This window comes from Williamsia sp. 1135 (genome assembly GCF_002095395.1).
In the GTDB taxonomy this organism is placed as follows: domain Bacteria; phylum Actinomycetota; class Actinomycetes; order Mycobacteriales; family Mycobacteriaceae; genus Williamsia.
On the sequence record NZ_MJEI01000092.1, the window covers coordinates 39,229 to 63,437 of the forward strand.

The following is a 24,209-nucleotide window of genomic DNA, read 5'->3' on the forward strand; positions in this document are numbered from 1 at the left end:
GAACTCCGATTCCGGCCGGACGGGACAGATCCGTCACCGGCGCCTGTCCGGATCGCGATATCTTCCTCGCGGCTCTTCTCGCTGAACTCCTCGAGCATAGGGATCATGGCCTCGTCGGGTCTCACGTGGCTGACGGTCTCGGGCATAGGGGTCATTGTTGCGCAACGGCACCTGCCGCGTCCTGGGTGGGCTGGCAGTACCCCGCGTCGAGCTCCGCTGCGCTGCGTCTGGGCCGCCATATCCCCAGTCCTTGGTCCGCACCGGTCGCACTCGACCGCCCTGATCGCGATCTCGGGGCGGGTAACTCCTCGCCGGTTGTGCGCTGCGCGCGGCGCGACGGGTCGGTTCGGTGGCCACTGCGCGGCGGGCGCGCACAGCCGGGCCGGGACGCTGTCCGCGGCGCCGATCGAGCCGATCACGAAGCGCCTCGGCGCGGGTCTGCGAGTACGGAACAGGGTTCGGTAGACGCAGGATCCGGCCGAACCTACCGTCTCCACCCGAGGCGAGCGCTGCGACCGCTTCCGGTTCGTGGCGCGCAGCGTTGGCCAGTAGACCGAACATCACGAGCGTCGTGAAGGTCGAGGTACCGCCGGCCGACAGCAGCGGGAGCTGAATACCGGTCACCGGCAGCAGGCCGACCACGTAGCCGATGTTGATCAGTGCCTGCGCGGTCACCAACACCGTGATCGTTGCCGTCAGCAGTCGCAGGAACGGGTCGACCGACCGCATCGCGATGCGCAGGCCGACGAAGGCCAGCAACCCGAAAAGCAACAGCACGATGAGCCCGCCGATGAGACCCAGTTCTTCACCGATGATCGCGAAGATGAAGTCGTTGTGGGCGTTGGGCAGGTAATTCCATTTGGCGCGACTCTGGCCGAGACCCTCGCCGAACGGCCCCCCGTTCGCCAGCGCGTAGCGCGCCTGACGGGCTTGATACCCGGCGCCCTGGGGATCGTCGATGTGCCCGAAGAAGCTCCGCACCCGCTCGCTCCGGTAACCGGCGGTCATCGCGAGCACGCCCGCCAACAGCACGCCGGACACGGCGAAGAATCCGAAGACCTTCATCGGCAGACCCGCGAACCACAGCAGTGCCCCGACGATGATCGCGATCGTGACCGTGGTGCTCAGGTTCGGCTCGAGGACGATCAGCACACAGATCAGGAAGGTGACGGGGATGAGAGGGATCAGCAGCTCGCGGAGCGAGGCGTTGTCGCGGCGACGGGAGGCCAGCAGGTGCGCACCCCAGACGCAGAGCGCGACCTTGACCAACTCCGACGGCTGGACCGAGAGACCGCCGACGACAAACCAGCGGCGCGCGCCCTGGCTGAGGGTTCCGATGCCGGGGATCAGCACCAGGATCAACATGATCGTCGTGATGATGATCGCGGGCGCAGCGAGTCTGCGCATCAACCGGACGGGCATCCTCACCGCGAAGTAGAACAGCACCACCCCGAGGGCGGCGAACACCAACTGGGTGGTGAACAGTCCGTAGGACGATCCGGTCTTCGAATAACCCTCCACCGACGACGCCGACAACACCATGACCAGACCGAACGTGGTGAGCAGCACGGTGAGTGTGACGATGAGATGGAACGAGGCCAGCGGACGACTGAGCACTCCGGCGACCGCCGAGATCACCGATCCGATTCCCTCGCCCAGCGAGACGACCTTACGGTCACGGGTGGGAGATGTTCGGCGCGTGGATGATTCGGCTTCTTCGGACTCCTCGACGGTGCCCTGACCCGACGCGACGTCCGGTTCGGAGGAGGCATCGGTGTCCTCGTCCGGTGCCTCGATGAGATCCAGCTCGTCCGGGTTGCCGACGTCCGGACCCTTCGGCATCAGGAAACCCCCGCGGTCGAAGCTCCCGGCAGCGCCCGGGCCGCAGCGGCGAAGCTGTCGCCGCGAGCGCCGTAACCGGCGAACATGTCCAGCGAGGCGGCCGCAGGCGCGAGAAGAACCGCGTCCGGCGTGTCGGGATCGGCGGCGCACAGGTCCCAGGCGGCCCGCACCGCGCCGGCCATGATCGCAGTGGGGGCAGCTGTCTTCACCCCGTCATCTTCCCCTGTTACTACTGTGACTGTTGGGACCAAAGGGGCGTGTCGTGCCAATGCGTCGGCAATGACATCACGATCGACTCCGATGATCACCACCCCGGCGAGCCGATCGCGAACCGCGACGACGAGATCGTCGACCGCCGCACCCTTGAGTTGTCCCCCGGCGACCCAGACCACCCGGCGATGTCCGAGGATCGACGCCTGAGCAGCGTGGGGGTTGGTGGCCTTGGAGTCGTCGATGAACATGGTCGCGCCGATGACAGCGACCGGCTGGCTACGATGACCGCCGACCGTGAAGGTCTCGAGGCCCCGCTCGACGGCTTGCGGAGAGATCCCGATCGCCCGGCACAGGGCCGCAGCCCCCAGCGCATCGAGCTGGCCGGAGGGGCCTGTGGGACGAACCTTCTCGACCCTGATCAGGGGTACGACCGACTGATCACCACTGCCATCCCAATCGACATGGTCGACCAGTTGGCCGTTCGAGATACCGAGTTCCCCGTCGTGCGGGGACCCCAGCCGGAAACCGATCGTGCGTGCGCCCGGTGTGCCGGCCGTGAGTTCCCCCGCCACCGGATCGTCGAGTCCAACCACGGCGATCGGCCCGGACAACGCAACCGCTTTCGCCGCGACGTAGGCGGCCATCGACCCGTGCCAATCGAGGTGGTCTTCGGCGATGTTGAGGACGACCCCCGCGGTCGGGCGGACCGATGGCGCCCAGTAGAGCTGGAACGACGACAATTCGACTGCGAGCACCTCGACCCGGGGTTCGGCGACGAGGACGTCGAGGACCGGGAGACCGATGTTGCCGCACGCCGCCACCGGCACGCCGGCAGCGGTCACGATCGACTCGATCATCCCGGTCGTGGTGGTCTTACCGTTGGTGCCGGTGACCACCAGCCACCGTCGCGATGGGCCGAGTACTCCGGACTTGTCGATATGCCAGGCCAATTCGACCTCGCCCCAAACCGGTAGTCCGGCAGCGAGCGCGCCCGTCGGCAGCGGACCATCCGGCCGGAAACCCGGTGAAACGACCAGCAGGTCGTAGCCGGCGGTCCAGTCGGGGCGCTCGAGGAGCTCATCTGTCGAGACCGCGGTCGCCCCGGCGCTCACGAGCGGGGCGGCGATCTCGGTGTTGTTGTCGCAGACGGTCACCACGGCGCCGAGGTCGAGCAGGAATCGCGCTGCCGACGCACCCGCGACCCGGGCCCCGGCGACCAGAACTTGACCCGACCACAGTTCCGGAGCTACCGAGCCGGGTACGGAGTTCCCGGGTTCTGCACTCATGCCTATCCCCCGCTGGCGGTGAGGAACTCGCTGTAGAACAGCGACAGTCCCAGCGCGCAGGCGATGGCCGTGAGCAGCCAGAACCTGATGATCACCGTGGTCTCTGCCCACCCGGACAGTTCGAAGTGGTGATGGAAAGGCGCCATTCGGAAGACTCTCCGGCCTGTGGTCCGGAACACCGCGATCTGGATGACCACCGAGATGATCTCTGCGACGAACAGTGCACCCACGACCACCATCAGCAGTTCGGTGCTGGTAGTGATGGACAGGCCGGCCAGCATGCCGCCGAGTGCGAGTGAGCCGGTATCGCCCATGAAAATCTTCGCAGGCGCGGCATTCCACCAGAGGAATCCCAGACACGCGCCGCCGCCGGCCACAGCGATGAGCGCGAGGTCGAGTGGATCGCGCACGGTGTAACAGCCGGGTTCGGCAGTCTTCGGTCCACCGACGCAGGCATTCCGGTACTGCCAGAACGTGATCAGGACGTAGGAGCCCAGCACCATCGCCATCGATCCGGCGGCGAGACCATCGAGTCCATCGGTGAAGTTGACGGCGTTCGACCAGGCCGAAACCACCAGCCAGACGAACACGACGAACGCGACCGAGCCCATCGTGATGGCGTCGATCTCGCGTACGTACGACAGGTTCGTGCTTGCCGGTGTGTACCCGGCATCGTTCCGGAACTGCAGTGCCAGGACACCGAACAGGAGGGCGGCGATCAGCTGGCCCACCGACTTCGCTGTCTTGTTCAGACCGAGGTTGCGCTGCTTGCGGATTTTGATGAAGTCGTCGAGGAACCCGACCACTGCCAGCGTCGTGGCCAGCGAGAGCACCAGGATGCCGGACGCGGTGGGACCGCCTCCGTCGGTCGCGAGTCCGACCAGATGGGCGCCCCAGTACCCGGCCCACAGAGCCGCGACGATGGCGACGCCACCCATCGACGGGGTGCCGCGTTTGGTCTGATGACTCTTGGGCCCTTCGACCCGGATCTCTTGGCCGAAGCCCTGTCGTGAAAAGACCTTGATCAGCACCGGGGTCAGCAGGATCGCGACAGCCAGCGAGATCACCCCCGCAATCAGGATCTGTCTCACCTAGAAGTCCTCACCTTTCGATACCCCGTCGGCCACAAATGATTCGGCCAGTCTCAGCTCACGTCCACCCATGACCAGGACCACGTCGTCTTGGCCGAGTTGCGCATCCAGTATGTCCAGCGCCTCCTTCGGGCCCGACACCAGCACCGCCTCCGAACCCCACGACCCTTCCATGACCGCCCCCTGGTGGAGGCCGTGCATCGCCCGCGACGTCCCGACACAGATCACCTGAGCGATGTCGAGTCGTACCGCGAGCCGCCCGAGTTCGTCGTGTGCGACCACCCATCGCGTCATCTCGAGCGCGTCGCCAGCGTCGAGTTCGTCGGGCGGATCGAGCTCACCGAGTATGGCCCAGCTGCGCCGTTCCGGCTGGGCATGCACGGCATCGGCGAGTTCACGCAGCGCCGACCGCACCGATCGCGCAGTCACGGGCCCGGCCGGATGGGGCAGCAGATGACCCGCCGTGCGTCCGTCCGACAACGTCAATCGTGTCTGCGGGGTCAATCGTGCCTCCGGGATCGCGCCGGCCCATCCGCAGCGGGAGAGCTGCGCTCGGTCAGCACCTCGTCGATCGCCTCGGCGAGGACGACGCGGTCGTCGAACCGGTGTTTGACGCCATGGATCTCCTGCCCGGCTTCGTGTCCCTTACCTGCGATGAGGACCACGTCGCCGGGCCGCGCCCACGCCACCGCGGCGCGGATGGCCTCGGCGCGGTCCCCGATCTCGCGCACGGCTTCTGCGCCGTCGGGCCGCGCCGAGGCCGCCACAGCGTGCGCGCCGGACAGTACCCGTGCCCGGATCTCCGAGGGCGTTTCGGTTCGAGGGTTGTCGTCGGTGATCACCACCAGCTCCGCTCCCCGCGCCGCAGCCTCTCCCATGAGCGGCCGCTTGCCCGTGTCCCGGTTGCCACCGGCTCCCACCACAACCGCGATCCGCCCGTTCGCCTGACCGCGTAGCGTCTCGATGACTGCGTCGAGCGCCGCAGGCTTGTGCGCGTAGTCGACCACGGCGAGGAAGTCCTGCCCTCGGCTCACCCGTTCGACCCGGCCTGGCACTGCAACATCGCTGATCGACGCGATCGCGACGGTGGTCGCCACGCCCGCCACCGAGGCGATCGCGACGGCGGTCAAGGCGTTGGCGACGTTGAATCGCCCAGGCATGGGGACGGTCATCGTGAACGTGTCCCCGGCGGGATCAGTCAGCGTCACCGTCTGACTTCCGTCGGCAGCGACGTCCGATGGGCCGGCGTGCCAGTGGGCCGCGGTGTCGCCGGTCGAGAGGGTGATCGCGTTCTCCCCGGCGATACGGGCCATCTCCCGGCCCCATTCGTCGTCGACGCAGATGACGGTGCGCAACGCGTGCACCGCCGAATCAGGGTGGAAGAGCAACGATTTCGCGTTGAAGTAGTCGCGCATCGTGGGATGGAAGTCGAGATGGTCCTGCGAGAGATTGGTGAACGCTCCTATCCCGAACACGCTGCCGTCCACCCGGCCGAGCTCGAGGGCATGGCTCGAGACCTCCATGACGGCGGCGTCCACGCCCTGCTCGAGCATCGCAGCGAGGAGACCCTGCAGTTCCGGGGCCTCCGGGGTGGTCAGGGCGCTCGGCTGACGGATACCCGCGATACGGGTCTCGACCGTACCGATCAGGCCGACCGAGTGACCATCCGCCATCAGGGCCGCCTCGGTGAGGTAGCTGGTGGTGGTCTTGCCCGAGGTACCGGTGATGCCGACCAGCGTCATCCGGCGCGAGGGCTGGCCGTAGATTCGCGAACTCAGCTCCCCGAGCACCTGACGCGGCCGGGGATGCACCAGGACGGCGCAATCGATCGGCCCCGCGATAGCCTCGACGATGTCGCGGCCCGCCCGGTCGGTGAGCACGGCGGTGGCCCCGGCGGCCAGGGCATCGGCGGCGAACTGAGCACCGTGCACCTTGCTTCCGGGCAGGGCCGCGAAGAGATCGCCGGCACGTACGTGCTGCGCGCGCAGGGTGACGCCGGTGACCTCGGTCTTCTCGGTGACTTCGCCGATCAGATCGATCCGCGCACCACTCGCCGCCGACAGCACCGCGACTTCGGTCGGTGTCACCGCGGCTGGGCGCAGCACCGAGTTCTCGGGAGCAGACATTTCCACAACATACCGCCGACGGATCAGTTCGCCTGCAACACCAGTGGTGGGGTGGGCTCAGCCGAGAGTGGTACCTGCTCGCGCTGCAGCATCCACGACGCGATGGTCTGGAACAGCGGTGCCGCGCTTTGTCCACCGCTGCCGTCGCTGCTCCGCGAGGGATTGTCGAGCATGATGCCGATCACGTAGCGCGGGTTGTCGGCGGGCGCGATGCCGGCGAAGGTGATGTTGTAACTCGATTGCGAGTAGCAGCCACAGTCAGGGTCGACCTGCTGGGCGGTTCCGGTCTTGCCGCTGATCTGGTAACCGGGTACCCCGGCCTTCGACCCCGTGCCCATCTGCACACCCATCGGGTCGTTCTGGATCACCGCGCGGAACATGTCGCGCACCGTCTTGGCGGTCTGTGGGCTGACCACGCGCACCCCGTCGGGCGGTGCGAGTTCACCTTCTTGACCATCGCCGTTGATGGACTTGATGATTCGCGGTTCGACGCGAACACCGTCGTTGGCGATCGCCTGATACATCGCGGTCATCTGCAGCAACGTCATCGTCAGGCCCTGCCCGATCGGCAGGTTGGCGAACGTACCGCCGGACCACTGACTGCGGGCCGGTACGACTCCGGCGCTCTCCGCCGGTAGCCCGACATTGGCACGCTGGCCGAGTCCGAATCGTTTGACCATGTCGGCGAATCGGTCTTCACCGACTTTGTCTGCCAGCATCAGGGTCCCGACGTTCGAGGACTTACCGAAGATGCCGGTGGTGGTGTACGGCTCGACCCCATGCGCCCAGGCGTCTTTCACGGTGACGTCAGACATGTCGATGCTGCCCGGCACCTGATGAACCTGATCGGCGGTGGTGACCCCGTACTCGATCGCGGCTGCCGCGGTGATGATCTTGTTCACCGAACCGGGCTCGAAAGGCGATGTGACGGGCAGGTCACCGAGTTGTGCATCACCCTGCTCGTCAAGGGGTTTGGCGGGATTGAAGGTGCCGTCGTTGGCCATGGCGAGAACTTCGCCGGTCTTCACGTCGAGAACCACCGCAGAGGCGTTCTCGGCCTTGGACAATTCCTTGGCACGCTGCACCTGGTTCTGCACGTACCACTGGACATCGGAATCGATGGTGAGTTCCACGGTGCCACCGTCGACCGATGGATGCAGGTTGCGTGAACTGCCGGGAATCACCGCGCCGTCGGAACCGCGGTCGTAGGTCCGCGAGCCATCGGTACCCGAAAGCACGGAATCCATGGATGATTCGAGTCCGATCAGGCCATTGCCGTCGAAGTCGACGTCGCCGACGATGTTGGCGGCCAACGGACCACCGGGGTAGAGGCGGATGTCCTGCCGTTCGGACCCGACCTCCGGGAACTCGTCGATGATCTTGTTCGCGGCCTCCGGGCTGACGGCACGGGCGAGGTACACGAAGCTCTCGTTGCTCTGTAGCAGTTCCCGCAGGGACGACTCCTCGAACTCACCCCCGAGCTCGGCACTGATCCCCGCTGCGATCTGACTGATCCTGGTCGACACGTCCGGCAGGGCAGAGTTCTTTGTGTGGGCATCCTCGATCTCCTTGCGCACCTTCACCGGCTGGAAGGTCAGCGCGCGGGCATCGTCGGTATACGCGATCGCCTTGCCGTTGCGATCTTCGATCGCGCCGCGTTTGGCGGGTAGGACCTCGGTCACCGCGCGTTGGCTCGCGGCCTCTGCCGACAGTCCCGGCGCATCCACGATCTGGAGCATCACCATCTTGATGGCGACCACCGCCACGACGAGCAGGATCAGCGCGGTGGCAAAGCGATGCCGCACGAGGAACTGCCGCCCCGCCTTGACCGCTTCTCCCCGACCATGCACCGAACCGCCCACCGGAAAACCGCTACGAACACCGTTCGATCGCGGTGCACCACTGGGATTTTCGGTGGCGCGGGCCGAGGCGCCGCCATTTCCCTGCCTGCCTCGAGGCCTCCGCGATGGTCCCATACGTTCGCGTCCGGCGGCGGGACGGACGGTGCGTCGTTCGCCACGGGTCGGCCGGGTCATCGGCCACACCCTTTGCGCTCAGCGCACCGGATACCTGCGCTCCTCGCACATACGGACTTCATGGTTACCAATTCTCCGGTGCGCTAACGTGTTTGACCCGAATTTGAGCCCGGCGCGCCGCCAGTTGATGGCAGAACATTCGAAAAGGTCGGTGGCGCTGCCGGATTTGCCGGAGTCTGTCCATCAGGAGCCGACTGCACTGGGGCCGCGGGATTCGGCGTCGCGGCCTCCGGCGTGGTGCCGGCTCCGATCGGCGTGCCCTGAGCACCCGGCGTCGGCGTGGTGCTCGGGCGCCCCGAGGTGGTCGGAGTTCGCGGCGTCGCAGCGGGTGCATCATTCATCGACGGCGCCTTGGGTCCATCAGCCGGCTTGACCTCGCCGACCACGAACGATTTCCCATCGGGACCCACCACGAGCCGGGCCTTGTCATTTCCCGGGATCATCCCCAGTGCCCCCGCCTTGTCGGAGAGTTCTGGGGCCGAATCCCCGGATTCGTAGGCCTTTTTCAGTGCGTCACGACGATCGGACAACTGCTCGTTCTGCTCACGCACGACACCGAGTTGATAGGAGTCCTGGGCGGACTTGGTCGACAGCCACAGGGTGAGCGCCAGACCGGCGAGGAGCAACGCCACCACCACGACCACGAACGGTACCCGTTTCGCGGCGCGCAACGGCGCAAACGTGACACCCACGACGGAGCGCGGATTCGCCTTTTCCTTCTCGACCGGAACCGAACGGACCCGCGCGCCGCGTGCCGAGCGCTCGGAAACCGTTTCGCCCCCAAGACGTTTGCGGCGCTTGTCGAGCGCACGCTGGGCCGCCGCCGAGCGCACCCTGGTGCCGTCCGCCTTCCGTGCCGCCGGGGCCCTGCGCTCGCGAGTACTCGCCTGATTGTCGGTGATGGTCACTGATTCCTCCTGGCGATCCGTTCGACAGCCCGCACCCGGACGGACGCCGATCGTGGGTTGAGCTCGATTTCTGTGTCAGGTGCGCGCTCGGCGCCACGGGTCAGAAGCGTGAATTCCGGTGCGGTACCAGGCAAGTCGACGGGCAGGCCAGGCGGCGTGGTCGACGTCGTACGCGCGGTGAACTCCCGTTTGACGATGCGGTCCTCTAGCGACTGATACGACATGATCGCGAGCCGACCACCCACGGCCAGTGAATCGAGCGCGGCGGGCAGAGCCGCACGCAATGACGTCAGCTCGCCGTTGACCTCGATTCGCAACGCTTGAAAGGTGCGTTTGGCCGGGTGTCCACCCGTTCGCCGCGTCGCGGCCGGTATCGACCGGTACAGCAACTCGACCAGGCGGGCGCTTGTCGTGAACGGTTCGACCTCACGCTCGCGCAGTACGGCAGACGCAATCTTCCCGGCGAATCGTTCATCGCCGTATTCCGATAGAACACGGGCAAGTTCACCGTGCGAGTAAGTGTTGAGCACGTCTGCCGCGGTCAGCGGATCGTCGGCGTTCATCCGCATGTCGAGCGGGGCGTCGACAGAATATGCGAATCCGCGGTCGGCCTGATCGAGTTGCATTGACGATACGCCGAGGTCGAAGAGCCCTGCGTCATAGGCGGCCACGTCGGCCCGCCGAAGCGCTTCGACGATGTCGTCGTATCGCAGGTGCACGAACGTGATCCGCTTACCGAAAGATGCAAGACGTTCCTGGGCGAGCGCAAGTGCGTTCTCGTCACGATCGATCCCGATGATCGATACTTCGGGAAAAGTTCGAGCGACCAATTCAGTGTGCCCACCGGCTCCGAGCGTTCCGTCGACATACACCGCACCACGACCGTGCTCGTCGTATCGGGTGATCGCGGGGGCCAGCAGCTCTGTCATTCGCTCTGCCATCACCGGGACGTGTCCGAATACGTTCTCGGCGTGATCCACGATGCTGGGCCCCTTCGCGTGTGTCTGGTTACAAAAAGAGGTCGGCAACATCATTCACACCGCCGGTGCGGCGACCCGCGGATGAGTCCTGGTCCCTGCCCGACCGAACCTGGCGCTGGGGAAGTGCGTCAGGGTCGGATCGGGCAGAGGCCTCGATTCACCCACGTGAGTCCGCTTGGCGTTACGGCCCTTCGACCGCATCCAGCGCGTCGAAGCCCACGCTCGAGAAGTTCTCCTCGTGCTCGTCCTGGTAGTCGCGCCACGTCTGCGCGTCCCAGATCTCCAGGTGGCTCATGTTTCCAATCACCACACACTCTTTGGCCAGACCCGCATAGCGACGATGGTCCAGTGCCAGACTTATCCGGCCTTGCCCATCGGGCCTCTGCTCGTCTGTGCCCGAACTCAACTGACGCTGGAATGCGCGGGCCGCCGGATCGTTCTTCGGCGAACTGAGCACCTTTCGCGCCAACTCGTAGAAGTCATCCCGCAGATACACCGCGAGGCTGCGATCTTGACCTTTTGTGATCATCACGCCTCCCGCTAACGCATCTCGGAACTTGGCGGGCAACGTCAGCCGCCCCTTGTCATCGAGCTTGGGCGTGTAGGTGCCGAAAAACATAGCGTCAGCCATGTCGACACCTCCAACCCAGTTGACTGGAAGATTCCGGGCTCTCCCACCAACAAGCACCACCATACCCCACAACTCTCCACTTTCCACCCCCTTCTTGGCTGATTTTCAATGAGCCGCCCCATCTATGCAGGCAGAGGGAGTAATGACTGGTGGGGCAGCATTCCTGCGGAAGCGCGTTTCGGGCCGCTCTGGACCGTGCACGGGTGCACCATGGGTCACTGCAACCACAGAAGCGGCACGTCGGCCAAAAAGTGGGCGAGAGTGGGGAACGCGGGGGTGAACGGGACCTCAGAGGGTCAAGACACAAAAAAACCGCGTATCGCACATGCGATACGCGGTTTTGAAGATCTCGAGCCCTGGACTACTCCTCTTCGAACCTGCGGTTGAACCGCTCTTCCATTCGCTCGGAGAACTTACGGCCCTGGCGCGGCTCACGACCAGACCTACGGGAGGTCGACCCCGCCGCGGCAGCACCGTTCGCCGGACCGCTTCGTGAACCCCACAAAGCCATCAGACCGGCGCCGAACATCACCAGGAATCCGACGAGACTGATGATGGGGAAACCACCGATCATCACGTCTACGACCAACCCTCCGATGAGAAGGACCAGACCAACTATGAACAAGACCGCCGCTTGCAGGCGACGACGAGCAGTGGAGCCGCCGAAGCGACGCGATCGGACGTTGGACGCAAACTTGGGGTCTTCTGCGTACAGAGCGTTCTCGATCTGTTCGAGCATGCGCTGCTCGTGCTCTGAGAGTGGCACCCGCCCCCTCCTTCAGCACGTGGTTTCCGTAGAGCTCGCGGGGGACGATTCCGGTTGCCCGGGCCCACTGCGGTGGGCCCACTTGAAATGATACGAGGTGTTGGAAGTCCCGACCACCATTCCCCGCCACAAGTTCGTCAAGATTGGTCCATCTGAGCGAAATTCCCGCGTTCAGGCCGCTCCGGCGGGCATTTTCGACGACTTACCCTGCTCGCGTCGCACGATTTCGGTTTCGACGGCGTGCAGGAACTCGTCGACGCGGGGTCGCAATGATGCGATCTGGTCCTCCGAGACCGCGCGGAGCCCGACCTCGGCGTCCGCACGAAGGCGCGACAGACCTGCGAAGTAGGTGGCCCAGTCCGTCATTTCCGGAACCGCCTGCGGCAACCGGGACCAGGCGCTGCGGGAGCCGCGCCGGCGCGTCGGCCGCTCGGTCACGGCGAGCACCGCACCGGCCGCCCTGAGCGCCGACTGATAAAGCGCACTGAACTCTTCGGTGGGATCGGTCACAACATCGGATTCACGAAGCCGGGACTCGGCCCGGACCAGCAGGTCCCGTGCCGAGATGATCTGGGCCGGATCTGGAGGCGGGTTCGATTTCAGGCTGCGCGCAGCAGCGGCCCCTCGTGACGGATGCGAGATTGTCGTCGACATCTGTTGTGATCCTTCCGTCGGCATCTTGTCCGTGTGGGTCCGGTCCGGTGGCCCACGCTTCCCTCGTCGACCACCGGACCGCCCTCACGTCGTGCGGGCAACGATGTGGCTCGGCCTTTGCGGAGGTTGAAGCCTCGAACACCCGTTCGACATATTCAATATACCTACGACGGCGACAACCCTCAAGCGAAGAAGGCGGAAACTTCTGTGCCCATCCGGCTCGTGGACCTTTCGGCCCAAGACGCTCGGACGTGGTTACCCGATGCCTTGACGGTTTACGTGACCGCGATGAACTATCCGGAGGGCACCGAGGTGCAGCGCGCTCCCCTGTGGCAGGAGCACGTCCACCGTCCCGGCTGGCAGGCGGTCGCAGCCGTGGAGTCACCCGGCGCCGCCTCCTCGCAGGAAACCATCGTGGGGATCGCGTACGGATACCGTGGCGCAGGCGACCAGTGGTGGAACCAGCAGGTTCGCTCCGGGCTGACCCGCGCCGGTGCCGATCCGGAGCGGATCCGGTCGATCACCGACGACTATTTCGAACTGACCGAACTGCACGTGCACCCCGCCGCGCAGGGTCGGCAGATCGGTGAGGCGCTGCTGGTGCGACTGCTCGCAGACAGAACCGAACCGCAAGTCTTGCTCTCGACCCCTGAGATCAGCGAGGAGAACAACCGCGCGTGGAGGCTCTATCGTCGACTGGGGTTCGCCGATGTGTTGCGTCGCTTCACTTTCTCGGGGGACCCGCGGCCATTTGCTGTACTTGGTCGAACTCTGCCACTGAAGTAGGAGCATCAATGATCGACACCGTCGTCATCGGAGCGGGCCACAACGGTCTTGTTGCCGCCGCATATCTGGCCGCCGCGGGACAACGGGTCGTGGTGGTCGAACGCGACAGCATCCCCGGTGGCGCCGTGTCGACCGTCGAGAGGTTCCCCGGATACCGGGTGGATCGTGGATCATCGGCGCACCTGATGATCCGGCACACGCCGATCCTCGAGGAACTGGCACTGGCCGATCACGGTCTCCGCTACATCGATTGCGACCCATGGGCATTCAGCCCGGGCAGTGACACCCACGAGCCGATCATCTTCTACAAAGACCTCGATCGCACTTGCGCGTCCATCGAGAATGCCTGCGGCGCACCCGACGCCGAGGCCTACCGCGCGTTCGTGGCCGTCTGGTCCGAGCGGTCGGCCGCGATGATGTCGGCATTCACCTCCTCGCCCTCCCCCATCGCGCTCGGAAGAGCATTCTGGGGCCTGCAGGGCCGCATACCCGGCAAAGGGGCCTCGTCCGGCCTCGGACTGTCCCAGGAGTTCCTGATGTCGGGCGACTCCTTGCTGGACTATTGGTTCGAGTCCGAGCAGCTCAAGGCGGCCCTCGCCTGGTTCGGCGCCCAGTCGGGACCGCCGATGAACGAGCCCGGGACCGCCCCCATGGTCGGTTTCGCGGCCGCGATGCACACCATCCCACCCGGCCGCGCGATCGGTGGCAGCGGCGCTCTGACCGAAGCCCTGGTCCGCAAGCTCGAGTCGGACGGAGGCGAGGTACGCCTCTCCGCCGCCGCGACGGCTCTGGAAAAGCGCGGCGACGACTGGCTGGTGCGGTGTGAGGACGGCAGCGAACAGCGAGCCCGCTCGGTCGTGAGTGCCTGCCACATCCTCACCACCCTGAAGCTCCTGCGGGCCGGCGGTTTTGATTCCGCAACCGCCGATCGCTGGGCGGCACAGATCCGGGTCGGAAACGGGATCGGGATGGCGGTACGCCTCGGCGGCACCGCTCTGCCCAGCTATCGCGGTATCGGCGATGACGCCGGAGTCCACTCCGCACTCGGGCTCCTGGTGACGGACCGGGGGCAACTCGCCCGGGCGTACGCCGACGCCTCTGCGGGCGACCTCCCGAATCGGCCCGCCCTGGTGGCGATGAGCTACTCCGCGATCGACCCGACCCTGACGCCTGCCGGGCACCACTCGACGAGCCTGTGGGCGCAGTGGCACCCGTACCGCCTGTCCGGGGGTCGCAGCTGGAGCGACCTCGCCGCCGAGGCCGCGGCCGGCATCGTCGCGGAACTCGACCGGCACGCTCCGGGGTTCTCCGATTCCATCGAGCACACCCGGATCCAGACCCCGGCCGATCTCGAGACCGAACTCGGTCTCACCGGAGGCAACATCATGCACGTGGAGATGTCGCTGGATCAGATGATGATCTGGCGCCCCCATCCGGAAATGGCCCAGCACCGCATCCCCGGTGCCCCCGGCCTCGTGCTCGCGGGCGCCTCCACCCATCCCGGCGGCGGGGTCTGCGGAGCGAACGGCCGGATTGCCGCCACCGCAGTACTGTCCGACCGGCGATCGACACTGGCCAAGATCACCCGCGGCAGATGGAAATGACCTCGACCGACACCCGATTCGGAATATCTGCTGCGCTCTTGGCGGTCTCGATAACGGCGCAGATCGTGTACCCCCTCGTGGAGGGTTCATCCCGGGACCGGGTGACGATCGTCGTCGTCGTCGCGTCCGCGGCGGCGATGGTGTTCCATGCCTTGGCCCGCCTCGGCACGCTACGAACCGTGGCGGTGGTGGCCGCAACTGCGGGCGTCGGCTGGAGCGCTGAGATCATCGGTACCGCAACGTCTTTCCCCTTCGGCGCGTACGAGTACGCCACGGGCCGAATCGGCCCGTCGATCGCCGACGTACCCATCGTCATCGGCCTGGCCTGGACGGCCGGCGGTTATTGCATCTGGTGGATCAGCTCATTCATCACGACGGCACCGTGGCTCCGGATCCCGCTCGCGGCCGCGGGAATGGTCGGCTGGGACCTGTATCTAGATCCGCAGATGGTCAGCGCGGGCTTGTGGACCTGGGAGATCAGGGAGGCCGGCCTGCCGGGGATCGAGCAGATCCCCATCACGAACTTCCTCGGTTGGGCCGGCGTCGCCGCAGTGATGTTCACGCTCCTGTCGTTCATCGACCGGCAGCCGATCGTCGTCACCTGGCGCTCGGCGATCACCCCCATCGGCTGGTTCACCTGGACCTGGCTCGGATCGGCATTGGCCTTTCTCGTCTTCCTCGACGATCCGGAGTTGCCCGCCGCGGTCCCCTACGGGCTGATCGGAATGGGCATCGTCGGTGTACCCGCCGCGATCTGCCTGTTCGGCACGGTCGGCAGGAGGCGGCCGACCTCGGCTTGACCGCACGAGGGCGCGCCCTTGCCACGGCGGCCCAGCACTAATGGCACGATAGCTGCGTGCCTCAGATCACCCGACAGCCCCGCGGCCGACAGCGCCGCGGCACCGTGAGCCTGGTTCTTGCCCTGCTGGTCCTGGTGTGCGGTCCCGCGCTCGCGGCCTGCTCGAACTCGCCGACCGAATTCGGCGACCGTCTCTGGGGAGCCATGGTGCTGGCCGAGAAGGACGTCGGCCAGGAGAAGGGGCCGCAAATCGTCGTCCCGCAGTCGTTGGAGTCGGTGGTCAGCGCGACCGAGTTCAAACGAGACGGGTTGATCGGGACGCGCGCGACCTTCACCGAGGCGACCCTCGGGCAGTTCACCCAACTCGGAGAACTGGTCGACGACGCCTATCCGGACACGTCGGTGACGATGGACCTCAACGCACAGCGTCGCGGCGATGTCGTCGCCTTCCGTGGTACCGCCGATCTGCAGGGCCTCGCGCCCGGCAGGGACTACGTCGAGTTCTCCGTCCAGTTCGCCGGCCCGGTCAGCGCCACCAACGGGCAGCAGGACGGCGAGGACGCGGTCTCGTGGAAGCCGGAGATCGGCAAGGCCTCACCCATGACCGCCGAGGCGAACTACGAAGAACCCGGAACCGCTGCGTTCACCGGATGGACCGGACTGATGGCGGGAATCGCGCTGGCCGTCACGGTGATCGTCGTTGCGCTGGCGTGGGTCAATCGCGACCAGTCACCTCGACCCGGCGCTCCGGCCCGACGACCTGTGGACACTCGGCAGAACGCCACGACGCCGGGCGGCCCTCGCGACGACGACCGGTCGACCCGCTGATCGGCTGGTTACCGCTGGGATTGTCGGCAGTCAATGTGGCTGTGGCACTTGCCAATGTCCGGCGGGTCGGATCGTTGGCCGAACCGAGCGGGCCGATCGACGAACCCGTCTGGGTGTGCATCCCGGCTCGCGACGAGGCCTCTCGGATCACGTCGCTGATCTCTGACCTCAAGGCCCAGACCGGGATCCCGGATCTGCGGGTGCTGATCTGCGACGACGATTCGTCCGACGGCACCGGCGACATCGCAACCGCAGCGATTGCCGACGATCCCCGCTTCGAGTTGTACCGCAACGACATTCCCCCACCACCGGGCTGGACCGGGAAGATCCACGCCATGACCCTGCTCGCCGATCGCGTCGGCGAGGGGATGATCGCGTTCGTCGACGCCGACGTCCGCTTGGCGCCGACCGCCCTCGCCCGGGGTGTGCGCACCTGCGGCAATGCAGGCGGCCTGCTGTCTGTATGGCCCGCGCAGCGCGCCGGATCCGTCTTCGAGCACCTGGTCCAGCCCTTGCTGTGCTGGTCATGGTTGGGCTCGGTGCCCCTGGGCGTCTCCGAACGACTGCAATGGCGATCGATGGCGGTGGCGAACGGTCAATTCCTGATCACCTCGAGTGCTGATTACCGGCGGTCCGGTGGCCATGCGTCGGTGCGCGGAAAGATCACGGACGACCTCGCGCTTGCTCGGGAGTACCGCGACATCGGACTCGGCTCGACCGTCCGCAGTGGCAAAGACGTGGCGTCATGCCGGATGTACGACGGTCCCGCCGAGACCTGGCAGGGCTATCGACGCTGGCTGGGAACAGAATTCGGGGGTCCGGCCGGAGCCGTGGCCGTAGCCGTGGTGTTCGGCTGGGCGAACCTGATCCCACTTGTCGACGTAGCCGCCGGAAGACGGCGCCGTCGGGCCGCGGCAGCACTCGCCTGCAGCATCGCCTCGCGCCTGATCGCCCGTCGTGTGGAGACCGGAGCCCTGGGTCGCCCCGACGTGCTCTCCGCGATCGCGCACCCGCTGTCGATGATCATCAGCGCGGTGGCCGTCGCAGACTCACTGCGGGCCCGCGTCACCGGGAAGCTGATCTGGAAGGGCCGTACGCTGGCGCCCTGACCCCGGCGGCTCAGGCAGCCATCACGTTCATGCCGAGGCGCTCGAGCACCTCGCTGGTCGCCTTGGCGAAGTTCAGACTGCAAAAGTGCAGGCAAGGAACACCTTCGGCGATCAGTCGCTGCGCCATCTGCGTGGCGAGGTCGATACCAACGGCTCGGACGGCCTCCCGGTCTTCTTCCGGTCCGCCACCAGCCGCCGCCGCCAGGCGCCGATCGATGTCGGCGGGCAGCACCGAACCCGACAGTTCCACCATGCGACGGACCGATGCCAGCGACGTGATGGGCATGATCCCCGGAATGAGGGGCTTTGCGCCCTGCTCGGGATCGGCCGCGACCACCCGGTCACGCAAACGCAGGAAGTCATCGACGTCGAAGAACATCTGGGTGATCGAATACTGAGCTCCGGCACGGAGTTTCGACACCAGATACTTCGTGTCGTGGTCGAGGTCGGGAGCTCTGTGGTGGCCTTCGGGGAACGATGCGACGCCGACGTTGAAGTCGCCGAGCTCTTGCACCAGTCGGACGAGCTGCTCAGCGTACTCGAGCCCCTCGGGATGCTTGACCCACTCGCCCAGCGGGTCACCGGGCGGATCCCCGCGCAGCGCGAGGATGTTGGTGATCCCCTGATCGGCAAAGCCGCCGACCATCGCCCGCAACTCCTCCACGCTGTGCCCGACCGCGGTCAGATGAGCAACCGGCAGCAACGTGGTCTCGCGGGCCAGCTGCCCGACGATCCGCAGGGTGCGGTCGCGGGTTGACCCGCCGGCGCCGTAGGTCATCGAGACGAATGCAGGACCCATGCGCTCGAAGATGCGCACCGCACGCCACAGCCGCGCCTCGGCCTGCTCATCGCGGGGCGGGTAGAACTCGACGGAAAATGGAACCGGCCCCGGATGTGGCTCGGCCAGCCGCTGCACGATCGATGTCTGGGGTAGCTGCGAACTCACCCGGCAATCATACGATTGCCCAGGCGAGCCCGGCCACGTCGCCCGGTCGGCCGAGCCGATCATCACCCCGCAGTTAAGGTGACCAGGTGCCCATCGAGTCCCTGCGCGACGTCCCAGCGGCGACCTCCGAGCTACTACAACAGATCTTTGCAGAGCGCCGACCTGCAGCTTCTGACATCGCCCCCGGGTTCGCCGAGGCGGTGGAGTCGATGGGCGGATTCGTGCTGCGGGGTGGCAAGCGGGTGCGCCCGACCTTTGCCTGGGCCGGATACCAGGCCGCGGGCCCCGCCCGGCCTCTCCCCGACCAGATGCTGACCGTGTGCGCGGCCCTCGAGTTCGTGCAGGCCTGCGCATTGATCCACGACGACATCATCGATCGATCCGACACCCGTCGCGGGCATCCGACGTTGCACCGTGAGTTCGAGCGACTTCATCGCGACGCGGGGTGGCACGGCTCCCCGGCGTCGTACGGCGAGGGTGTCGCGATCCTGCTCGGCGATCTGGCTCTGGCCTGGGCCGACGACCTCTTCTTCGGGGCGGGTTTGACCCCGGATGTGATCGCCGCGGTCGCCAGCATCTGGGCTGGGATGCGTACCGAGGTCCTCGCCGGTCAGTACCTCGACATCACGGCCGAGGCCGCCGGCGACGAGTCGCCCGTGGCGGCCCATCGGGTGATGCGCTTCAAGACTGCCGCCTACACGGTGGAGCGGCCACTGCAGCTCGGCGCCGCGATCGGCGGCGCCGACGCAGACCTGATCGGGGCCCTTCGCTCGTTCGGAACCGACGTGGGCGTCGCTTTTCAGCTCCGCGACGATGTGCTGGGCGTCTTCGGCGATCCAGAGGTGACCGGCAAACCAGCGGGCGACGACATCATCGCGGGCAAACGGACGGCGCTGCTCGCTGCCGCGCTGAATCTGAGTGACATCGACAACCCCGCAGCAGCGCAGGTGTTGCGTCGGCGCATCGGCAAGAACCTCGACCCGGCGGAGCTGGCCGAGACGACCCAGATCATCCACGACAGCGGCGCGGTTGCCAGGGTCGAATCGCAGATCGGCGAGCTCGTCGAATCAGCACTGATCACCCTGTTCGCGAGCAGTGCCCCTGCCACCGCGAAGGCGGACCTCGCAGAGTTGGCGACCTCCATGACGCAGCGGCGGGCGTGATGGTCGTTTCGGTCTCCGGCTCCACCGATCGGATAGTGGTGGTCGGCGCGGGACTCTCCGGTCTGACCGCGGCGCTCCATCTGCGCGGCGCCGGGCGAGAGGTCACAGTCCTCGAAGCCGCCGCACACCCGGGCGGCCGGGTCGCCACAGAAACCATCGGCGACAACCACTTCGACACCGGCGCAACCATTCTCACCATGCCCGAGCTGGTGCACGCCCCCCTCGCCGCGGTAGGCGTCGAGCGGGAGGACGCAGTACGCCGCCTCGATCTCATCGACGTCGATCCCACGTACAACATGCGCTACGCAGACGGCGCCGAGCTCGCCGTCCACCGCGACCACGATCGGTTCGCTGCGGCCATCACCGACGTGTTCGGGCCGCAACAGGCCCGCGGCTACCGCGAACTGACCGAGTGGATGAGGCAGCTGTACGCCGTAGAGATGGACACCTTCATCAACCGGAACTTCGACTCGGCGCTCTCCCTCGCCCGGGATCCGGCCACGCGCACCGGCGCAGCCGAGTTGCTGCGGCTCGGTGCCCTGGGCCGGTTGTCCGCGCGCGTGGGAAAGTTCGTCACCGACGAACGCTTGTTGCGCGCCTTCACCTTTCAGGCCCTCTACGCAGGGGTACCACCTGAGCGCGCGCGGGCCGTGTACGCGGTGATCGCCCACATGGACATCAGTATGGGCGTGTACTACCCGCGGGGCGGGATGGGCCGCGTCGCCGACGTGATGGCCGGAGCGCTGCAGGACGCAGGCGGGCGCGTCGAACTCGGCACCGCCGCGTCGAGCGTGCAGTGGACCGGCGACCGCGTCACCTCGGTGACGAGCACCGACGGACGCGTCTGGAATTGTGACGCAGCTGTTTTCACCACCGACGCACCCGTCACCGAGCGTCTCTTGGGGCGCCGACGCACCAGGCGCTCGCGGCGGATCGTCTACTCACCAAGCGCCGTCGTGGCCCACGGCGTGGTTCCCACCGAGGTCACCGCCGGGTGGCCGGGCGGTCACCACACCCTCGACTTCGGCGCCGCCTGGTCCCAGACCTTTCGGGAGCTGACCGCCCGGAACGGTCGGGGCCGACTGATGAGCGATCCGTCGCTGCTGATCAACAGGCCCGGCCTCTCCGACCGCGAGCACGGCATCAGCACCGCCGGCGAATCGGTCACGGTGCTCGCACCCTGCCCGAACCTCGATTCGGCGCCCCTGCCGTGGCAGCAGCTCGCCGGACCCTACATACAGGAAGTGCTGGCGGTCCTCGAGGCCCGCGGCTACTCAGGCATCAGTGAGACCTTCAGGATCGCGCGCGTCGACGATCCGGCCACCTGGGCGGCGGCGGGTATGGCGGCGGGGACACCGTTCGCCGCAGCCCACACCGTCGCGCAGACCGGCCCGCTGCGCACGCGCAATCTCGTACCGGGCGCCGACAACGTCGTGTTGGCGGGTAGTTCCACGGTGCCCGGTGTGGGGATTCCGCCCGTGCTGGTCTCCGGACGACTCGCGGCCCAGCGCATCACAGGTGAATAGGAACTCAACGGCGATGTCCACGTCCACGTCGATGCCGGCCGGCGGTGTCCGAGCCCGACTGACCCGCACCCGGCTCTCGGTGGGTGATTTCTGCCGCACCGACCTCGGTCGCCAGGTGCTGATGGGGTGTGCCGGATCTCTGCTCGTCACCGCAGGCAGCTTCGGTGTCGGGGACGTCCCCCGCAACGAGACGACGCTGCAGACGATGCACCTGACGTGGCTGTACTTCGGGCACGGGAAGACTTTGAGCAGCCTCGTCTTCTGGCTGGGGGTGGCGCTGATGGTCATCTCGTGGGTCCAGGTGGGACGCACCCTGCGCGCCGACCCATCCGCCGATCGTCCCACTCGCGCTCTCGGCTGGGCCTCCCTGGCCCAGTCCGCCCCGCTGATGATCGCGGTGCCGCTCTACAGCCGCGATGTCTACGCCTACCTCGCGCAGGGCGCCTTGCTCCGAGACGGTTTCAATCCGTATTCCGATGGCCCGGTGGTCCGGCCCGGACCGCTGCTGGACTCGATGGCACAGGTGTGGGCCACCACCACCGCGCCCTACGGACCGGCGTTCATGTCGCTGACCCGGTTGGTCACCACCGTGACCGGTGACCAGGCGATCGTCGGTGTGCTGGTGATGAGAGTCGTCCTGATACCCGGGTTGTTGCTGACCCTCTGGGCGCTGCCGCGGCTCGCCCGGCACTTCGGGACCGACCCCGCGATGGCGATCTGGGTGATCGCCCTCAATCCACTGCTGCTGATCCACCTCGTCGGCGGCCCGCACGTCGAGTTGCTGATGATGGGCGTGCTCATCGCGGGGATCACGTTGGTCGTCCAGCGCCGACACGTTGCGGGGGTGAGCGTGCTGGCACTGGCCGCCTCGATCAAGATCACCGCCGGTGTCGCGATCCCTTTCGTCCTGTGGATCTGGCTGGCGCACATTCGGGAAGACCGGCACACGCGAGCCCGGTCCGAGGGTGACCCCCCGGGTATCCGACCTGCCGACGTCGCCGGCGTGCTGGCGTGGATCGTCGGACTCAGTGCCCTCATCTTCGGTGTGCTGACCCTGCTCGTCGGCCACGGATTCGGATGGCTGCTCGGACTGACCTGGGCCGCCAAGATCATCAACTGGCTCACGATTCCCACCGCGATGGCACATCTGACCACTCTCGTCTCGTCACCGTTCGTGAGCCTGCCGCTGCTTCCTGTTCTCGAGGTCGCCCGGTCCATCGGTTCGATCGTGTTGTCCCTGACGCTGATCGGACTCTGGGTGTGGTTCCGGCGCAGTGAGCGCGATGCGGTCAAGGGTATGGCGTGGGCGATGCTCGCGGTCCTGCTGCTCGAGCCGTCCACGCTCCCCTGGTACTACACCTGGGCGCTGGTGATCGCAGCAGTCTTCACCATCGATCGCCGGGGTCTGGTCGCCATCGTGGCGTTCACTGTGTTCCTGCTCCAGGTATTCGGACCGAGCGATGACATCTTCATGTACGAGATCACCGATGTGATTGTCGCGATTGCTCTCTCGGCTCTCGCCGGCTGGTCCCTGGTGCGGCGTGATCCTTTGCGTATCCGGCGATTGACCCGCGGTCGGGCCACCGACAGCGCGGATCAAGCCTCATGACGGACGGCACACGCCTCGAGACGGCCTACGTGCACTGTGAACAGCTCACCGCGACCCACGGGCGCACCTACTATCGCGGAATCCAATTGCTCTCTCCCGCACGGCGCAGCGGCGTCTACGCACTCTATGGGTTCGCGCGGATGGTCGACGACATCGTCGACACGACGACCGGGCCGGATCGGCTGGGACAACTCGACGACATCGAGGCAGACCTGCACACCGCGCTGGCGCGTCCCGATCACAGAGCCCGACATCTCGAGGTGCTCGCCGTCGCCGACACCGCGGCCGCGTTCAGGATCCCCCACGAGTATTTCGACGCCTTCCTGCGATCGATGCGGATGGACCTCCCCGACAGCGACCTGCACGTGGCCACCTACCGCTCGATGGCACAGCTGCGCGAATACATGTACGGGTCGGCGAGCGTCATCGGATTACAGATGCTCCCCATCCTGGGAACAGTCGGGGACGTCGAGAGTGCGATGTCGGCAGCGCGAGCGCTGGGCGACGCCTTTCAGCTCACCAACTTCATCCGCGACGCCGGGGAAGACCTCGACCGCGGCCGTATTTATCTGCCGACCGATGAACTCGCCGCGTTCGGGGTGGACGAAGCCATGCTCCGACGGTGCCGCCGCAACGGCCAGGTACCGCCGCAGCTACGTCGGGCGTTGGCGCATCTGATCGCCATCACCCGCGCCGAATATCGGCTCGCAGAGCCCGGAATCGCGCTCTTGGCGCCTGCCAGCAGACCCGGGATCAGGGCAGCGCTGACGATGTACCGAGCCATCCTCGATCAGGTCGAACAGAACGGTTACCGCGTCCTGACGCAGCGGGCCCGCCTGTCGAAACCGGCCCGGGTGGGGCACATCGCCGCGGCTCTGGTGCGCCGCGGACGCGTCTAGAAGGCTTCGGCCTGGGCGCGGCGCACCATCTCGCGTGCCTGGTGCCCGTGCAGCGCCTCCGCCGGGCAGATGCCCAGGTCATCCTGGATCTCGAACAGCCATCTCATCGCCTCGTCGCGGCTGAAACCGCCGTCGAACAACACCTTGATCAAGCCGACGAGGTGCTTGGTGATCTCCGGGCCGTCGAAGAACAATGCCGGGATGGCGACCTGTCCGTCACGGCGCACCGCGAGCAGACGCTCGTCGGTGATCAGATTGAGGACCTTGCTGTTGGAAAAGCCCATTCGGGAAGAAACCTGGGACACGGACAAAACCTCTGTGTCAGCAGGCAGCGTGTCTTCTGAAAGCGGTACGGAACCCACGTAGGTGACACTACCGAGCGGGTCGGCGCGCAGTCGAGTCGCTCT

22 protein-coding genes are annotated in these 24,209 nt (G+C 66.5%); 9 read left to right on the forward strand and 13 right to left on the reverse strand.

Going from position 1 to position 24,209, the window contains the following annotated elements; all coding sequences use genetic code 11:
* Positions 1–33: 33 nt before the first annotated feature.
* From ftsW to BFL43_RS13400, 11 genes are all read right to left on the reverse strand, one after another.
* Positions 34–1,842, reverse strand: a complete 1,809-nt coding sequence (gene ftsW, locus BFL43_RS13350) for a putative lipid II flippase FtsW (RefSeq protein WP_084893030.1) — start codon at positions 1,840–1,842, stop codon at positions 34–36.
* Positions 1,842–3,341: a UDP-N-acetylmuramoyl-L-alanine--D-glutamate ligase gene (gene murD, locus BFL43_RS13355; protein WP_084893031.1), complete on the reverse strand. Its 1,500-nt coding sequence runs from the start codon at positions 3,339–3,341 to the stop codon at positions 1,842–1,844. Before murD ends, ftsW begins: the two co-directional genes overlap by 1 nt.
* 2 nt (positions 3,342–3,343) lie before the next feature.
* Positions 3,344–4,432 (reverse strand): phospho-N-acetylmuramoyl-pentapeptide-transferase, encoded by a 1,089-nt coding sequence (mraY, locus tag BFL43_RS13360; RefSeq protein ID WP_084837069.1) that lies wholly within the window; start codon positions 4,430–4,432, stop codon positions 3,344–3,346.
* A complete protein-coding gene (locus BFL43_RS13365) occupies positions 4,433–4,936 on the reverse strand; it encodes a UDP-N-acetylmuramoyl-tripeptide--D-alanyl-D-alanine ligase (RefSeq protein WP_143695296.1) in 504 nt (167 codons plus the stop codon).
* Positions 4,933–6,558 (reverse strand): UDP-N-acetylmuramoyl-L-alanyl-D-glutamate--2,6-diaminopimelate ligase, encoded by a 1,626-nt coding sequence (locus BFL43_RS13370; protein ID WP_084893033.1) that lies wholly within the window; start codon positions 6,556–6,558, stop codon positions 4,933–4,935. The genes BFL43_RS13365 and BFL43_RS13370 overlap by 4 nt, the downstream gene beginning before the upstream one ends.
* 23 nt (positions 6,559–6,581) lie before the next feature.
* Positions 6,582–8,594: a penicillin-binding protein 2 gene (locus BFL43_RS13375; RefSeq protein ID WP_240498233.1), complete on the reverse strand. Its 2,013-nt coding sequence runs from the start codon at positions 8,592–8,594 to the stop codon at positions 6,582–6,584.
* Positions 8,595–8,677: 83 nt separating this feature from the next.
* Entirely contained in the window at positions 8,678–9,502 is an 825-nt protein-coding gene (locus tag BFL43_RS13380) for a hypothetical protein (RefSeq protein WP_240498234.1), read from the reverse strand.
* On the reverse strand, positions 9,499–10,482 hold the full coding sequence (rsmH, locus tag BFL43_RS13385) for a 16S rRNA (cytosine(1402)-N(4))-methyltransferase RsmH (protein ID WP_276206110.1): 984 nt from the start codon (positions 10,480–10,482) through the stop codon (positions 9,499–9,501). Before rsmH ends, BFL43_RS13380 begins: the two co-directional genes overlap by 4 nt.
* Positions 10,483–10,663: 181 nt before the next feature.
* Positions 10,664–11,101 (reverse strand): division/cell wall cluster transcriptional repressor MraZ, encoded by a 438-nt coding sequence (gene mraZ, locus BFL43_RS13390; protein WP_084837072.1) that lies wholly within the window; start codon positions 11,099–11,101, stop codon positions 10,664–10,666.
* 373 nt (positions 11,102–11,474) lie between these two features.
* Positions 11,475–11,879 carry a DUF3040 domain-containing protein gene (locus BFL43_RS13395; RefSeq protein ID WP_084893035.1) on the reverse strand — a complete coding sequence of 135 codons (405 nt, stop codon included), beginning with the start codon at positions 11,877–11,879 and terminating at the stop codon, positions 11,475–11,477.
* Between the two features lie 171 nt (positions 11,880–12,050).
* Positions 12,051–12,533 (reverse strand): SAV_6107 family HEPN domain-containing protein, encoded by a 483-nt coding sequence (locus tag BFL43_RS13400; protein ID WP_143695298.1) that lies wholly within the window; start codon positions 12,531–12,533, stop codon positions 12,051–12,053.
* Between the two features lie 207 nt (positions 12,534–12,740).
* Here BFL43_RS13400 and BFL43_RS13405 point away from each other — a divergent pair, with 207 nt between their 5' ends.
* The 5 genes from BFL43_RS13405 to BFL43_RS13420 are packed head-to-tail and all read left to right on the forward strand — an operon-like array spanning position 12,741 to position 17,659.
* Positions 12,741–13,319 (forward strand): N-acetyltransferase, encoded by a 579-nt coding sequence (locus BFL43_RS13405; protein WP_084893036.1) that lies wholly within the window; start codon positions 12,741–12,743, stop codon positions 13,317–13,319.
* Positions 13,320–13,327: 8 nt separating this feature from the next.
* Positions 13,328–14,923 (forward strand): NAD(P)/FAD-dependent oxidoreductase, encoded by a 1,596-nt coding sequence (locus BFL43_RS13410; RefSeq protein ID WP_084893037.1) that lies wholly within the window; start codon positions 13,328–13,330, stop codon positions 14,921–14,923.
* Complete coding sequence (locus BFL43_RS13415; RefSeq protein WP_084893038.1) at positions 14,920–15,723, forward strand: carotenoid biosynthesis protein; 804 nt, start codon at positions 14,920–14,922, stop codon at positions 15,721–15,723. The genes BFL43_RS13410 and BFL43_RS13415 overlap by 4 nt, the downstream gene beginning before the upstream one ends.
* A gap of 56 nt (positions 15,724–15,779) precedes the next feature.
* Positions 15,780–16,550 (forward strand): DUF3153 domain-containing protein, encoded by a 771-nt coding sequence (locus BFL43_RS29465; protein WP_240498235.1) that lies wholly within the window; start codon positions 15,780–15,782, stop codon positions 16,548–16,550.
* 41 nt (positions 16,551–16,591) lie between these two features.
* Positions 16,592–17,659, forward strand: coding sequence for a glycosyltransferase family A protein (locus BFL43_RS13420; RefSeq protein ID WP_240498236.1), 1,068 nt, complete (start codon positions 16,592–16,594; stop codon positions 17,657–17,659).
* A gap of 10 nt (positions 17,660–17,669) precedes the next feature.
* On the opposite strand, the gene BFL43_RS13425 is transcribed toward BFL43_RS13420, so the two are convergent.
* Positions 17,670–18,605: a methylenetetrahydrofolate reductase gene (locus BFL43_RS13425; protein ID WP_094647513.1), complete on the reverse strand. Its 936-nt coding sequence runs from the start codon at positions 18,603–18,605 to the stop codon at positions 17,670–17,672.
* Between the two features lie 86 nt (positions 18,606–18,691).
* Between BFL43_RS13425 and BFL43_RS13430 the strand changes: the two genes are divergently transcribed.
* The 4 genes from BFL43_RS13430 to BFL43_RS13445 are packed head-to-tail and all read left to right on the forward strand — an operon-like array spanning position 18,692 to position 23,802.
* Positions 18,692–19,768: a polyprenyl synthetase family protein gene (locus BFL43_RS13430; RefSeq protein WP_206186662.1), complete on the forward strand. Its 1,077-nt coding sequence runs from the start codon at positions 18,692–18,694 to the stop codon at positions 19,766–19,768.
* The gene (gene crtI / locus BFL43_RS13435) at positions 19,768–21,294 is read left to right on the forward strand and encodes a phytoene desaturase family protein (protein ID WP_084893076.1); all 1,527 of its coding nucleotides are present in this window, start codon (positions 19,768–19,770) and stop codon (positions 21,292–21,294) included. Before BFL43_RS13430 ends, crtI begins: the two co-directional genes overlap by 1 nt.
* A 13-nt stretch (positions 21,295–21,307) precedes the next feature.
* Positions 21,308–22,903 carry an alpha-(1->6)-mannopyranosyltransferase A gene (locus BFL43_RS13440; protein WP_240498237.1) on the forward strand — a complete coding sequence of 532 codons (1,596 nt, stop codon included), beginning with the start codon at positions 21,308–21,310 and terminating at the stop codon, positions 22,901–22,903.
* Positions 22,900–23,802 (forward strand): phytoene/squalene synthase family protein, encoded by a 903-nt coding sequence (locus tag BFL43_RS13445; RefSeq protein ID WP_143695300.1) that lies wholly within the window; start codon positions 22,900–22,902, stop codon positions 23,800–23,802. The genes BFL43_RS13440 and BFL43_RS13445 overlap by 4 nt, the downstream gene beginning before the upstream one ends.
* Here BFL43_RS13445 and BFL43_RS28590 read toward each other — a convergent pair.
* Complete coding sequence (locus tag BFL43_RS28590; RefSeq protein WP_143695301.1) at positions 23,799–24,164, reverse strand: Rv2175c family DNA-binding protein; 366 nt, start codon at positions 24,162–24,164, stop codon at positions 23,799–23,801. The genes BFL43_RS13445 and BFL43_RS28590 overlap by 4 nt on opposite strands.
* Between the last annotated feature and the right edge of the window lie 45 nt (positions 24,165–24,209).

Excerpts from the sequence above, each read along its gene's own strand:
- BFL43_RS13415 (WP_084893038.1), top strand. The coding sequence starts at position 14,920 with ATGACCTCGACCGACACCCGATTCGGAATATCTGCTGCGCTCTTGGCG.
- BFL43_RS13440 (WP_240498237.1), top strand. The coding sequence starts at position 21,308 with ATGTCCACGTCCACGTCGATGCCGGCCGGCGGTGTCCGAGCCCGACTG.
- crtI (WP_084893076.1), top strand. The coding sequence starts at position 19,768 with ATGGTCGTTTCGGTCTCCGGCTCCACCGATCGGATAGTGGTGGTCGGC.
- BFL43_RS13400 (WP_143695298.1), bottom strand. The coding sequence starts at position 12,533 with ATGTCGACGACAATCTCGCATCCGTCACGAGGGGCCGCTGCTGCGCGC.
- BFL43_RS13410 (WP_084893037.1), top strand. The coding sequence starts at position 13,328 with ATGATCGACACCGTCGTCATCGGAGCGGGCCACAACGGTCTTGTTGCC.
- mraZ (WP_084837072.1), bottom strand. The coding sequence starts at position 11,101 with ATGTTTTTCGGCACCTACACGCCCAAGCTCGATGACAAGGGGCGGCTG.
- murD (WP_084893031.1), bottom strand. The coding sequence starts at position 3,341 with ATGAGTGCAGAACCCGGGAACTCCGTACCCGGCTCGGTAGCTCCGGAA.
- ftsW (WP_084893030.1), bottom strand. The coding sequence starts at position 1,842 with ATGCCGAAGGGTCCGGACGTCGGCAACCCGGACGAGCTGGATCTCATC.
- BFL43_RS13375 (WP_240498233.1), bottom strand. The coding sequence starts at position 8,594 with ATGACCCGGCCGACCCGTGGCGAACGACGCACCGTCCGTCCCGCCGCC.
- BFL43_RS13445 (WP_143695300.1), top strand. The coding sequence starts at position 22,900 with ATGACGGACGGCACACGCCTCGAGACGGCCTACGTGCACTGTGAACAG.
- BFL43_RS13370 (WP_084893033.1), bottom strand. The coding sequence starts at position 6,558 with ATGTCTGCTCCCGAGAACTCGGTGCTGCGCCCAGCCGCGGTGACACCG.